Here is a 12191-nt window from a genome sequence, read left to right as displayed (position 1 = left end):
GCGCGCTCGCGGGGCACGGCCCCGCGCTACCACCGCCCCGCCCGGTAGCGCCGGGCCATGCCCGGCGGAAAATCAAAGCCGCCGCGCTGCGCGCTCGCGGGGCATGGCCCCGCGCTACCACCACCCCGCCAGGTAGCGCCGGGCCATGCCCGGCGGAAAATCAAAACCGCCGCGCTGCGCGCTCGCGGGGCACGGCCCCGCGCTACCACCACCCCGCCCCGGTAGCGCCGGGCCATGCCCGGCGGAAAATCAAACGTCCCGTGCAACCACGCTTAGCGCGCGGTCCAACCGCCATCCATCGGCAGTGCCGTGCCTGTCATCTGCGCGGCGGCGTCTGATGCCAGAAACACCACCATGTCGCCGAGCTGCTCCGGCGTCACGAACTGCAACGACGGCTGCTTCTCGGCCAACAGCTCACGCGCGGCGGATTCCTGGTCCGTTCCTTCCCGCTCCGCCAGCGCGGTGATCTGCTTCTCTACAAGCACGGTCCGCACCCACCCCGGGCAGATCGCGTTGGCCGTGATGCCCGTGCCCGCGTTTTCCAGCGCGGTCACTTTGGTAAACCCGACCACGCCATGCTTGGCCGCCACATAGGCGGACTTGTTCACCGAACCCACCAACCCGTGCGCCGACGCGATATTGATGATGCGACCCCATCCCTGCTGCTTCATGTGCGGCAAGGCCGCCGCCGTTGCATGGAATACCGCAGACAGATTCAGCGCCAGGATGGCATCCCACTTATCGATGGGGAATTCCTCGATGGACGCGGTGTGCTGGATGCCCGCGTTGTTCACGAGAATGTCGATGCGGCCCATCGTGGCAACGGAACGGGCGATCATCTCCCGCACCGCTTCGCCACGGGACAGGTCGGCGCCGTCGTGCGCCACCCGCACACCGAACTCGGCCTTCAGGCTGGAACGGATGCGCTCGATGTCCTGGGCATCGCCAAAGCCATTCAGCACGATGTCGGCACCGTGCCGCGCCAGCGCCGTGGCAATGCCAAGACCGATACCGCTGGTGGAGCCGGTTACTACCGCGACCTTTCCACTGAACATGCGCGAGCTTCCTTAGGACGGAGGCCCAAGTGTAGATCCACGCCATGCGTGGATGCCCCCCCCCTCGGCACAAGCTCACCCTGCCAGTGTAGATCCACGCCACGCGTGGATGCTCCACCTCTCGGCACAAGCCCAGGCTGGCCGTATAGTCAGCCCATCCAGCCAAGGACGGTCCGATGAACCTGCGCTACGCCCTGCTGCCCGCTGCCCTGACCGTACTGCTTGCCCCAGTGGCAAGCCTTGCGGCACAACCGCAGGCCCCCAGCACACCGCTGACCACCGGCAGCGTGCGCCTGGATATTGCCAGCGGTCGGGTCGAGGGCGACATCTGCGTGACCCATCTGCCAGCCGACTCACGGGGCTCGTTCGCACTCAACGCCGGCCTGAATGTTGCGCGGATCACCGATGGTGACGGCAAAGACGTGGCCTTTGGTGGTAGGTACGATCCCGGCGTGGACGGCGAGGCGCGTGTCTACACCGTGGCCGAACCCACCGCCAAGCTCTGCGTGCAGTATGTCGGCGCGTTTCCGCTCTACCCGAAGCACGATGCCATTGACGACTTCAAAGGCATGATGGCCTTCAACGGGGACAGCGCCCGCTTCACCGAGCAATCCGCATGGCTGCCACTGGCATTCGACCCCAAGACCCGTGTGCGCAGCCGCGAGAGTCGTTACGACCTGCAGGTAGACTGCAACGGCTGTCGGTTCCTGTATCTCAACGGCAGCCCGGCCATTGAAGGCGCACAAGGCCGCTTCCGCACCGATATCGCCCGGCCGATTCTGCTGTTCGGCGGCAGCGGCCCGATCACCCGCACCACACAGGTCACCCTGCTCAACGAGAGCCTGCCCACGGCCAAGGTCGATGCGCTGTCCAACGCGGTACAGAAAGTGGCCGAGGCCTATACGCGCTACATGGGCGTATCGCCGGCCGAGCGCCCCACCTTCCTGCGCATGGTCACGCTTGACCAGGTGGAGCGCGACCGCCGTGGCAACGAGTGGGGCTTTGCCGCCTGGCCGACCATTGCGATGAGCGGCAGCATCGGCAACGTGGCCGACTCGCTGCTGGCGGGTGGCGAACGGGCCGAGCGGCGCGTGCAGTACATCGCACACGAAATGGGCCACTACTACTTCGGCACCTTGAATCAACCGCAGGGCCCCTACTACTGGTTCCTGCTCGAATCCAGCGCCGAGTTCCTGTCGATCAAGGCGCTGCGTGAGGTCCGTGGCGATGCCGCCGCGGATCGCTACATCGCGCGGCTGCAATCGTCCATCGACAAACAGGACAAGCCCCTGCCGGCATTGGACACCATCGATGCAAGTTCCAATCTGGGCGAGCTGTATCGCTACGTCTACGCGCCCTTGCTGCTGCTCTCGCTGGAACAACAGGTGGGCGAAGCGAAGATGCAGGCCTTCATGCGCGGCCTGCTGGCTGCGCCCTCCCCCAACGATTGGGCCGAGCTGCAGAGCATTGCGATGAAGGCCGGCATCGACGCCAAGGCCTGGGAACAGTGGCAAGCCAGCTGCGTGTCAGGCGGCGCGCCACGCTGTAGATCCACGCCACGCGTGGACGCTCCTCAGCGCCCCATCACTTCAAGCGCTCAACCAGCCGCTGCCCCACTTCCAGCGCCGAAGCCGGGTTCTGCCCGGTGATCAGCTCGCGATCCACCACAACATGGCTGGTCCACGGCGTGGTGTTGCTACTGAACTTCGCACCCGCCCGCTGCAACGCGGTCTGCGGATAGAACTTCATTTCACCGCCGCCCAGCATCGGCTTGGCTTGCTCCTCTTCCTGGTTGCTGATCACCGTCATCTGGTAGCCGCTGTAGATCCACTTCGGAGCGGTCGGCATGCCACCCGCTTCCAGCTTCGCCACGAAACCGTTGGCATCCGGCAGTGTGGACAGCAGCGCGATCGGGCCGTGGCAGACCAGCGCGGTGGTCTTGTTGCGCTGGTGGAAGTCGGCCAGCAGCCGACCCAGCGCGGGGCTCTTAAGCAGATCCTGCATCGGCGCATGGCCTCCGGGAATGTAGACCGCGTCGAAGCGCGCGTAGCCCTGCTGCTCGACACGCGCCAAGCTGACCACCGGCGAGGCCGTCGGCGAGGTCAGCGCCAGCTTCTCCAGCAGGTCCTTGTGCAGCTTCAGCTGCGCGGCATCGTTGCCGAAGTACGCCGCCGTTACCGAGGACGCATCCACCGTCGGCGCCCGCCCCTGCGGCGTGGCGAAGGTCACCTCGTGGCCCGCGTCCAGCAGCAGCTTGACCGGCTGCATCAGCTCGTTGAGATAGAAGCCGGTGGACAGCGCCTTGCCGTCCTTCAGGTCCAGGTGGTTCTCGTCGGACAGCACCACCAGCACGTTGGCTGCTTGGGCGCCGGTGGCGGCCAGGGTCAGGGCGAGCGCTGCGGCCAGCCGGGTCATCAGGTTCATGGGTAGCTCCTCTGGGAATGGCGGCCACTTTATTCATCGCCGAAGCGGCGATAAATTGACCTCATCGCAAAAGATCTGTTCCCCGGAGAGCTAAATGAGCCGCAAGTTCGACTACCTAGGCGACGTGGAGGTGTTCCTGGCGGTGGTCGAGCACGGCTCGTTCACCGCCGGCGCCGTGGCGCTGTCCACCACGCCCTCGGTGCTGAGCCGCGCGGTCACCCGCCTGGAAGCGCGGCTGGGCCGACAGCTGCTGCAGCGGACCACCCGCCGCGTGGGCCTGACCGAGGCCGGGCGGCTCTATCTGGAACAGGTGCGCACCGCCTTCAGCCTGCTGGACGACGCCGAGCGCGACGTGCAGGGTCAGGACGGCGCGCTGGCCGGCCGCGTGCGCCTGAGCGTGCCGACCACCTATGGCCACTACCGGCTGCCGCCCGTGCTGGCGCGCTTTGCGCAGCAGTACCCGCAGGTGCAGGTGGAACTGAACATCACCAACCGCAATGTGGACCTGGTGGCGGAGGGCTTCGACCTGGCTATTCGGCTGGGGCAGTTGCCGGACAGCGGGCTGGTGGGGCGAAAGCTGGAAGATGCGCCGCTGGTGCTGGTGGCTTCGCCGGAGTACCTGGAGCGCCGGGGTACGCCGCAGACGCTGGAGGATCTGGAGCAGCACCTGTGCCTGCCGTTTGTGATGCCGCGTACTGGGCGGTTGGCGCCCTGGGTGTTTCGGGATGGTGGGCGGGATGTGGACTGGCTGCCGCGCTCGTCCATCGAGACCTCCGACGATGTGCTGGGCGTGGTGTCGCTGGCCGAACAGGGCATCGGCATCTGTCAGAGCTACGAGTTCATTGTGCGCGAGCGGTTGCAGCGCGGGGAGCTGGTGGAAGTGCTGCCGCAGCTGCGCGGGCGGTCGAGGCCGTTCTCGGTGATCTATGCGCCGCACCGGCGGCAGTCGGCGGCGGCGCGGGCGATGATTGAGTTAATGATGGGGAATGTTCCATTAGTTGCTACGTAAAGCAGGTTGTCGCGATCAAGAGCGTTGTGCAGTCGCGCTTGCCGAAGAAATTCTGCCCATCGACACCCTGCCGCCAGATGTGAAGACCACGATACGCGCCCCCCATGACCGGTGAAAAAACTCCATGCTTGGTGGAAGTTTACGCGACGAAGAAGCAACCCTCCCTCAGGCAGCCAGAATTCGGCGAAGCATCTGCTCTGCCGCCTCATCATCGGCGCAGTGATAAATCTCCTTGGCCATCTGTCGCATGGGTACCCCGGGAGCTACCTCCGCATCGCCATCGGAGATATTCACCTCAGCCAATTCTGCATCCGTTGGAAGTCCGTATGGAAATTCAATGATCATCCAAACATCTACGGCGCGGAAAGATTGACCATCTCTTGTCTCGACGCGATCAAAAAGTTCCCTCATCTTCTCCGCACCGGCACCGTACATCAGAGCGGCATTCAAAGCGGGGCTCAACCGCACACCAATCAATGGAGGGCGGTCCCGAAAAGTGATATCGCAGTACATCTCATGCCTTGATAAACGAATAAGAGCCTGCGCATTTTGCTGCACAGGACTAAGTACCTCTCGCTCCATACTGCCCCCTTTATTCTGCCGAGTAAGAAGCTTACAACAAGAGGAACGACCGGCAACAGTGCCCCTAGAAATCATTGACATGTCTCCATGATGACCCCAGGCCGCGAATGGTTTGCAGTGACCCAGAAGCTTGGGCGATCTACAAGTCCGACACGCATTGAGGCTATCAATGAAGAGACGACATCACAGAGACTGTTGAGGGATGGAACATCCCAGTGAAGGCAATCGAGCTTTCGAAAGCGAAATTCACCTGCTATAAGTGCTCGCAGGATGCGCTAGCTACCCGCCCGCACCACATTGATAAATGTACTTTCTTACAATTCGCATACGATCACGAAATTAAATTATGGCGCAACGAAAAAGAATCGCAAAAGAGACACAGCTTCGTCTGTTCTCAGAGGCTGCAGCCCATTGCCAAAGACCGGAGTGCTTGCAACCCATTTTCCCACCTGAGATGGGAGGTGACAGACATATCGCCGAGATGGCCCACGTGATTCCTCATGGCGAGAATGGCCCGCGTCACGAAGAGAGGCCCGCAGGTGACTTTGATGTCGACTCTTTTGACAACCTGATTCTTCTATGTCCATCTTGTCATACGATTATCGACAAAGACCCTTCTAGCTACAGCCGGAGCACTCTACTGGGCTGGAAGTCTGGCCACTTAGCGGCCCTGGCGAATAGACAGGGAATTTGCGCCTACGATAGACGTGATCAAGCCAGAGATGCAGTGACTGCAGCGATGATGGATAACTATGCGGTATGGAATGAACTGGCGCCCTCAGAGGGATCGGAATTTGAGTATGACCCAGAATCTGAATCAGCCCAAAGATGGACAAGAAGGATGCGTAGCACAATTATTCCGAACAGCTTTCGAATTCTTGGAGTAATATCCTCAAACAGGCACCATCTGACGACATCAGAGAAACACTCTTTTGCCATCTATCAAGAGCACGTTAGAGGGCTAGTTGAGCGTCATATCTGCGGCAACCCTGGCGGCGGAATACGCTTCCCAGATGAAATTAACAGGATATTCGAATGAGCTGGCAGATTAACTACGCAATCAAGAGCATTCAACATTATCACGGCGAGAGCTCTACACATCATCTTCGAGGCGACGCGATTTCGATAACACTCCCCCAGCAGCCCCCCGCGGTGGCCGTAATATCTGCCGCATACACTATCGACGCGGAGCTAGCGATGGCCTGCCACGAGGAGTTCCCTGAGATGGAGTTTCTATGTGGCTATCGAAAGGAATGCGTGTGGACCGGAGATGCAATTGGTTACGTGGAAAGTAAATCAATAGGATGGGGCAGTGCCGGAACGCTGAATAGTGCAATTGGAAAGCAATCACTTAAAACAACATCACATAAAGACTATTTTTTTTCATACCGACTAATCAGACAGATGAAATCCATCAAATCGCTTGAAAGGCAGTTTGATCGCATATTCATTATGACTTTAGCCGGCGGAAAAAGCTATCGCGTAGGAATGATTATGGAGTACGAGCCAACAGCAGATGCCATCCGCACTTTCTGGGATAGATTTGGCCCTATAGATATAGCATGGAATATCAACCCAAGCGGCAATCCGACCCCAAATGCCATTGAGGCCGGGAGAAACCTAGGATGCAAGGTAATCAAATGGGAAGATCTGAAATCCCTGCTTTGAAATCGACAATGTCTGCACGCGAAGTTGCAAAACACCTAATTGAGTCCTGTGCATCCTTGACAGAATTTGACTCATACATGTTTGGCTCATCAATCCGCGGCTTTGGAAATGACTTTGACATATTAATAATAATATTCTCGACCACATCGATCGAAAAATTAAAAAGCGAGATAGCAATTGCGGGCGCGGAGCTGCCGCTTGATGTTCTTTACATGCTCCCAGAGGAAGAATGTGAGACAGAATTTATTGAACGCCAAGGCTGTGTATCGCTCACCCAACTCGCCAAACTCGACTATTAGCAGATTCATACTCCTGATTTCTGCTCAGCGGCATCTGATCGCTCATCGCCAACGATTCTTAACATTCCGGGATCGCGAATGCAGCAGGCAGGTGACCCATCAGAACCGCCGATTCCTATTGAACGGAATGAGACATCAATGAGCCCCTGTGCGGAGACAACTCTTATTGAAGGCTTAAATTGTGTGTAAGATCATTCAGGAATCGAAAGAACCCCGATCGATGTAGTTCGTGGAAAAGCTGCACGAAGCAAGGCGCCAGAGGTCGGTGGCTTCGTCCAACCGACACCTGGAGCAAGGAATAGAGGAAAGGAGCCTGGCTACTTTCCACAAATTAACAGAGTTGGTTTGCCGAGAGGTGCGGCCTAGATAGAACCGCCCCTTTCGGAACAAAAGTTCAACGCCCAATACACCTAAAGAACAACCACAAACATCTGCCATACCAGAAAAATTACACACCCACAACACTTTTGACGCTAGCCAAATTTCATACCCATCAGCCTCTTGGCATCTCTATCGCCTTTAAGAGTGATAATCACACTCTTCTCAAGCGCATCTCTAGATGCAGCATCCAGAAATGGCGACATACTTTGAAAGTTCTCATAATTCAGAGTGGCAATATACTGCCTATCCTCGGCCATGAAGCTTTCGCAAATGAAAGAGAACCAACTTGCCCTTGGCTTCGGAGCCATGTCAGCAAAAAGGCGATTGTCATGCCACAGCAAATCCATGTCGTGCGGTCGACCGTATCTAAAAACAAGCCAATCAAAGCAGACAATACGGGCGCTGGTAATTCCATCAGAATCCTGCCCCTGGACCGAAACATCCAGATTAAACCGGACCTTATTCTCCCCCGAATTGTTCTTTAAGGTTATTCCCGCCGAGCTATGGGGATAGAGCCTCTGCACAATAAGACGATATGTACTATCAAGCTGATCCAACGGATCTGATTGAGCGTAACGCAGTGCCAGCTCATCTTGATAGACCATCGCAGACTTGACCACTTGCAACTCTTTCGCCTTGTCTCTTTCAAGATCGACGAAAGATTGAAGACGTCTCCTCTCCTCTTCCAATCCCGCAAGCCGCATGCTTAAAGAAACATACTCATCCAGAGCGCGCTTTCCGGCCATATGCTGCAGAAGCATCCTTCGAGCAGTGGACTTTGACGATTCCGAAATCTCAAGCTGTTCGAGTTCTGATCTTATCCTTACTTCATCAAGTATAAGCCGTTGTTCGCGATTGGACACCAAAGCCCGCTGAAAATTCTCAACCTGCTCAAAGTGAGCCAATGCAGTTGGCTGAAAAATTTTAGTGAGACCCTCATAAAGCGAAAGAAGGTCCTCTCGCGTTATATCAACTCGACGCTGCTGGGCATCTTTAATTCCATCCAGCTCAAAGCGCAAAAGTTGAATGTCCTCGGAAATTCCCCTTAACTCAGATGTTAACTGATTGACGTCATTTTCCATCTGACGATAATCTGCAGAAATTTCGAAAGCCTGGATACTCTCCCGAAGAAGCCCCACATCCCTCCCGAGCTCTTTAAGCCTATTTTCTGGACGCTGTCCCGCCTTAAATATATCTCTGAAGATGCCGGACCTTTTGACAAGCTTTACCTCGTCCCTCAACAAATCAAGCCTTTCCTTCAGCTCAACCTTGCGTCTGGCCAGCGCACCATCCACATTAAGTAGGTATAACGTCCTCTGCAAAGCCTCATGGGGAGCCTCCTTCTCGAGGGCCACAGGACTCACCGAGTCCTGCTGGCTTCGCCGGGCGAAGCGAGGGAACAGAGATCGAAAAGAATATTCATTTGAATCGAATCCGCCGAACTTGTTTAGCCACTCGCGGAATGGCTTAATTTTTATTTCCTTATCGTTCAGCGTGATCTTGGAGCCGTCGCCTGTCCTCGCGATTCTGAAATCGGAATCCCCGATGCGTACATCCAAATAGAACCACCATTTAGCTGCGACGGAGACAAGGGCATGCGGCGGCTTATCCGCGCCAAGGCAATGGTGAATCAGACGCAGAGCCAAGGTCTTCCCGACGCCATTACTGTCCCCATCTTGACGGTCTTCAACATGCTCCCCATCGCCTAAGATAAGGGAAAGACCCCGTTCGCGGAATACAAGCTCCCTGAAACTACTTTCACTAGAAGAAAGTCGCAATATCTTCATTCACTTAATCCCACCCGACCATCACCAGCATCAACGACCTCTCCTATTGAGAAAAGAAGAAGAACTGAGACGATAATCAGTTCGACTGAAGGCCTTGACGGCCACCCAGAATCCTCTGCCTGAGCGACATGCCATAATTGATCAACACTTCGCGGACCTTCACCAAGAATTGATCGAACTAGCCCGGCAACGCCGACAATAGAACGACTAAAATCAATATGCTTCTGCGGAAGAAGTGCTGTTTGGATTTTCAAAGACATCACACGCCTCAAAGTACTTAGCAATTACCAGCAATGATGCTTCCCGAAAAGCCTTAACCGTGTGACAGTGCGCCTTTGCAACACCGGGAATTAGAGACTCTGAGAGTGACCAAAATCTCTCATCGGCACTCAATCCGCTCGGAAGATCACTGTATCTCTGCTTAACTTCTTCTGAAATCACCTGAAGCCAAGAAGAATCCCGATGGGCAAGCATTCTGTCAACCAAGTGACTTCGCCGCGCATAGTGCATCAGCCGGTACCTTACGGAGTCGCTAAATCCATTGTATTCAGCTTTCAAATCGAACTCCGCAGGAAGGTCGATTCTATCTAGATGCACGGAATCATCATCGGCATCAGCTAGTCCTTTGAGAATCTCCCCCAAAGCCGATAGATCAAGTTCCTTAGGAGTGGACGATGGCAAGTCACCTACCATCAGAATTTGCTGCTCTTGGGAAAGGGCCTCAAATGTAGTTCGAAGCTGAAAGGCACCGATGGGAGAGCAGTCCTCCAGCATGGACTTAGACTTCTTCAGCGCACTTAATGACTCAGCGACTGGGGCTGGAATTCCCAAAAACTTGTCATTCATCACAAAGTGATAATGCTTAAGGTCGGGATAAGCTTCCTCTAGCTTTTCGAAGTCGTTGACTGCCTTAGCGCAAGAGGTCACAGGATTAGCATCAGCGCTAGGAGCATATAGTTGAAAGAAGCGGAGCTGTGCTGGTACGTAACCATCATTCCCCCTATCGCCATGACTACCCCAGGGCCGCACTGCACGATAGTCCGCATCACTTCTAGTCATAAGATCATTAAACAAATCTTGGAACTGGCTTCCATTGCTCCTGTGCAAACGCAACTGGAAATAGGTACTCAGCACGACAGTAGACACGCCCGCCCCCTCCCTTGGCTGGATTCTTGGGACAGTACACAAAATTCCACGCGTCAGGAAGATCCGCTCCGCGCACAGGCCTGCGCTTAACCTTCTTGAGATGAGGCTATGTGATCCCTCTTATCGCTACGAGAGAGACCCTCGCGTTCACCTTCGCAAGTTTTGCAGCGACCACCCACAGCTATTGATTCCGAGAATTGGTGGGCGCTCGGCCAATCCACAAGCAAAGAGGGCGCCTCTCGGCGCCCTCGTTCTTTCAACTCATTCCCACTCAATAGTAGCCGGCGGCTTCCCCGAGATGTCATAGACAACCCTTGAAACCCCCCGCAACTCATTGATGATCCGGTTGCTCACCGTACCCAGGAACTCATACGGCAGATGCGCCCAGTGCGCGGTCATGAAGTCAATCGTCTCCACCGCACGCAGCGCAATCACCCACTCATAAGCGCGCGCATCGCCCACCACGCCCACCGACTTCACCGGCAGGAACACGGCAAACGCCTGGCTGGTCTTGTCGTACAGATCCGCCTTGCGCAGCTCGTCAATGAAGATGGCATCAGCCTTGGCCAGCAGCTCGGCGTATTCGCGCTTCACTTCGCCCAGGATACGCACGCCCAGGCCCGGGCCCGGGAACGGATGGCGGTAGACCATGGTGCGCGGCAGGCCGAGTTCGACGCCCAGGCGGCGCACTTCGTCCTTGAACAGCTCGCGCAGCGGCTCCACCAGGCCCAGCTTCATGTGCTCCGGCAGGCCGCCCACGTTGTGGTGGCTCTTGATGACGTGCGCCTTGCCGGTCTTGCTGCCGGCCGACTCGATCACGTCCGGGTAGATGGTGCCCTGCGCCAGCCACTTGGCGTTCTTCAGCTTGTTCGATTCTTCGTCGAAGATCTCAACGAACAGGTTGCCGATGATCTTGCGCTTGGCTTCCGGGTCGCTCACGCCTTCCAGCGCGCTGAAGTAACGGTCGGCGGCATTCACGCGCACAACCTTCACGCCCATGTGTTCGGCAAACATCGCCATCACCTGGTCGCCTTCCTGCCAGCGCAGCAGGCCGGTATCAACGAACACGCAGGTCAGCTTCTCGCCGATGGCCTTGTGCAGCAGCGCGGCCACGACGGACGAATCGACGCCGCCGGACAGGCCCAGGATCACTTCGTCATCGCCCACCTGTTCGCGCACGCGGGCGATCTGGTCGTCGATGATGTTGGCGGCGGTCCACAGGGTCTGGCAGCCGCACACATCCACCACGAAGCGGCGCAGCAGCGCCTGGCCCTGCAGGGTGTGGGTCACTTCCGGGTGGAACTGCACGCCGTACCAGCGCTTTTCTTCGTTGGCCATGGCGGCCACCGGAATGCGGTCGGTGGTGGCGGTAATGGCGAAGCCCGGCGGCGCGACGGAGACGTGGTCGCCGTGGCTCATCCAGACATTCAGCTTCGGCTCGCCGCCGTGGTCGCTCAGGCCCTTGAACAGCGCATCGGGGTTGATCACGTTCACTTCGGCGTGGCCGAATTCGCGCTGGTCAGCCGCTTCGGTGGCACCGCCCAGCTGGGCGGCCAGGGTCTGCATGCCGTAGCAGATGCCGAAGATCGGCAGGCCGCTGTCGAACACTTCCTGCGGCGCGGCCGGGGCGCCCGGCAGCGTGGTCGATTCCGGGCCACCGGACAGGATGATGCCCTTGGCGCCAAACGCCGCGATCTCGGCCGGGTTGTGGTCCCAGGCCCAGATTTCGCAGTAGACGCCCAGCTCGCGGATGCGGCGGGCGATCAGCTGCGTGTACTGCGCGCCGAAATCGAGGATCAGGATCTTGTCGTTATGGATATTGGTCATGGCGCCCTGGCAA

12 protein-coding genes are annotated in these 12191 nt (G+C 57.5%); 5 read left to right on the top strand and 7 right to left on the bottom strand.

All coding sequences use genetic code 11. The features are described from left to right. Window positions 1-272: 272 nt before the first annotated feature. On the bottom strand, window positions 273-1055 hold the full coding sequence (locus tag AC3WL7_RS16030) for a 3-hydroxybutyrate dehydrogenase (protein ID WP_492751553.1): 783 nt from the start codon (window positions 1053-1055) through the stop codon (window positions 273-275). Window positions 1056-1231: 176 nt separating this feature from the next. Here AC3WL7_RS16030 and AC3WL7_RS16025 point away from each other — a divergent pair, with 176 nt between their 5' ends. Continuing rightward, window positions 1232-2704 carry a M1 aminopeptidase family protein gene (locus AC3WL7_RS16025; protein WP_492751551.1) on the top strand — a complete coding sequence of 491 codons (1473 nt, stop codon included), beginning with the start codon at window positions 1232-1234 and terminating at the stop codon, window positions 2702-2704. Here the strand turns inward: AC3WL7_RS16025 and AC3WL7_RS16020 are convergent. Next, the gene (locus AC3WL7_RS16020; RefSeq protein WP_492751550.1) at window positions 2640-3479 is read right to left on the bottom strand and encodes a type 1 glutamine amidotransferase domain-containing protein; all 840 of its coding nucleotides are present in this window, start codon (window positions 3477-3479) and stop codon (window positions 2640-2642) included. The two genes, AC3WL7_RS16025 and AC3WL7_RS16020, sit on opposite strands and share 65 nt — an antisense overlap. Window positions 3480-3573: 94 nt before the next feature. Here AC3WL7_RS16020 and AC3WL7_RS16015 point away from each other — a divergent pair, with 94 nt between their 5' ends. Beyond that, on the top strand, window positions 3574-4488 hold the full coding sequence (locus tag AC3WL7_RS16015) for a LysR family transcriptional regulator (RefSeq protein WP_492751548.1): 915 nt from the start codon (window positions 3574-3576) through the stop codon (window positions 4486-4488). Between the two features lie 165 nt (window positions 4489-4653). Here the strand turns inward: AC3WL7_RS16015 and AC3WL7_RS16010 are convergent, their stop codons facing one another. Continuing rightward, on the bottom strand, window positions 4654-5070 hold the full coding sequence (locus AC3WL7_RS16010) for a transposase (RefSeq protein ID WP_492751555.1): 417 nt from the start codon (window positions 5068-5070) through the stop codon (window positions 4654-4656). 481 nt (window positions 5071-5551) lie between these two features. On the opposite strand from AC3WL7_RS16010, the gene AC3WL7_RS16005 reads away from it, so the two are divergent. The 3 genes from AC3WL7_RS16005 to AC3WL7_RS15995 are packed head-to-tail and all read left to right on the top strand — an operon-like array spanning window position 5552 to window position 7037. Next, window positions 5552-6109 carry an HNH endonuclease gene (locus AC3WL7_RS16005; protein WP_492751546.1) on the top strand — a complete coding sequence of 186 codons (558 nt, stop codon included), beginning with the start codon at window positions 5552-5554 and terminating at the stop codon, window positions 6107-6109. Beyond that, complete coding sequence (locus AC3WL7_RS16000) at window positions 6106-6738, top strand: hypothetical protein (RefSeq protein ID WP_492751544.1); 633 nt, start codon at window positions 6106-6108, stop codon at window positions 6736-6738. Before AC3WL7_RS16005 ends, AC3WL7_RS16000 begins: the two co-directional genes overlap by 4 nt. An 8-nt stretch (window positions 6739-6746) precedes the next feature. Then, on the top strand, window positions 6747-7037 hold the full coding sequence (locus AC3WL7_RS15995; RefSeq protein ID WP_492751543.1) for a hypothetical protein: 291 nt from the start codon (window positions 6747-6749) through the stop codon (window positions 7035-7037). Between the two features lie 473 nt (window positions 7038-7510). Here the strand turns inward: AC3WL7_RS15995 and AC3WL7_RS15990 are convergent, their stop codons facing one another. The 4 genes from AC3WL7_RS15990 to guaA form a co-directional block, all read right to left on the bottom strand. After that, a complete protein-coding gene (locus tag AC3WL7_RS15990) occupies window positions 7511-9205 on the bottom strand; it encodes a DUF2326 domain-containing protein (protein ID WP_492751541.1) in 1695 nt (564 codons plus the stop codon). Beyond that, window positions 9202-9465, bottom strand: a complete 264-nt coding sequence (locus AC3WL7_RS15985) for an ABC-three component system middle component 6 (protein WP_492751539.1) — start codon at window positions 9463-9465, stop codon at window positions 9202-9204. Before AC3WL7_RS15985 ends, AC3WL7_RS15990 begins: the two co-directional genes overlap by 4 nt. Next, window positions 9419-10351, bottom strand: a complete 933-nt coding sequence (locus tag AC3WL7_RS15980; protein ID WP_164079665.1) for an ABC-three component system protein — start codon at window positions 10349-10351, stop codon at window positions 9419-9421. The genes AC3WL7_RS15985 and AC3WL7_RS15980 overlap by 47 nt, the downstream gene beginning before the upstream one ends. Before the next feature lie 261 nt (window positions 10352-10612). Then, window positions 10613-12178 (bottom strand): glutamine-hydrolyzing GMP synthase, encoded by a 1566-nt coding sequence (gene guaA, locus AC3WL7_RS15975; protein WP_492751535.1) that lies wholly within the window; start codon window positions 12176-12178, stop codon window positions 10613-10615. Between the last annotated feature and the right edge of the window lie 13 nt (window positions 12179-12191).

The organism is Stenotrophomonas sp. FW305-3-2-15-E-LB1, assembly GCF_058787375.1.
Note: the sequence above shows the minus strand (reverse complement) of the source record. Positions and strands in the feature narration are given on the sequence as shown.

Bases quoted from the DNA above. Each gene is read 5' to 3' on its own strand.
- AC3WL7_RS16030 (WP_492751553.1), bottom strand. From the start codon at position 1,055: ATGTTCAGTGGAAAGGTCGCGGTAGTAACCGGCTCCACCAGCGGTATC.
- AC3WL7_RS16025 (WP_492751551.1), top strand. From the start codon at position 1,232: ATGAACCTGCGCTACGCCCTGCTGCCCGCTGCCCTGACCGTACTGCTT.
- AC3WL7_RS16020 (WP_492751550.1), bottom strand. From the start codon at position 3,479: ATGAACCTGATGACCCGGCTGGCCGCAGCGCTCGCCCTGACCCTGGCC.
- AC3WL7_RS16015 (WP_492751548.1), top strand. From the start codon at position 3,574: ATGAGCCGCAAGTTCGACTACCTAGGCGACGTGGAGGTGTTCCTGGCG.
- AC3WL7_RS16010 (WP_492751555.1), bottom strand. From the start codon at position 5,070: ATGGAGCGAGAGGTACTTAGTCCTGTGCAGCAAAATGCGCAGGCTCTT.
- AC3WL7_RS16005 (WP_492751546.1), top strand. From the start codon at position 5,552: ATGGCCCACGTGATTCCTCATGGCGAGAATGGCCCGCGTCACGAAGAG.
- AC3WL7_RS16000 (WP_492751544.1), top strand. From the start codon at position 6,106: ATGAGCTGGCAGATTAACTACGCAATCAAGAGCATTCAACATTATCAC.
- AC3WL7_RS15995 (WP_492751543.1), top strand. From the start codon at position 6,747: ATGTCTGCACGCGAAGTTGCAAAACACCTAATTGAGTCCTGTGCATCC.
- AC3WL7_RS15990 (WP_492751541.1), bottom strand. From the start codon at position 9,205: ATGAAGATATTGCGACTTTCTTCTAGTGAAAGTAGTTTCAGGGAGCTT.
- AC3WL7_RS15985 (WP_492751539.1), bottom strand. From the start codon at position 9,465: ATGTCTTTGAAAATCCAAACAGCACTTCTTCCGCAGAAGCATATTGAT.
- guaA (WP_492751535.1), bottom strand. From the start codon at position 12,178: ATGACCAATATCCATAACGACAAGATCCTGATCCTCGATTTCGGCGCG.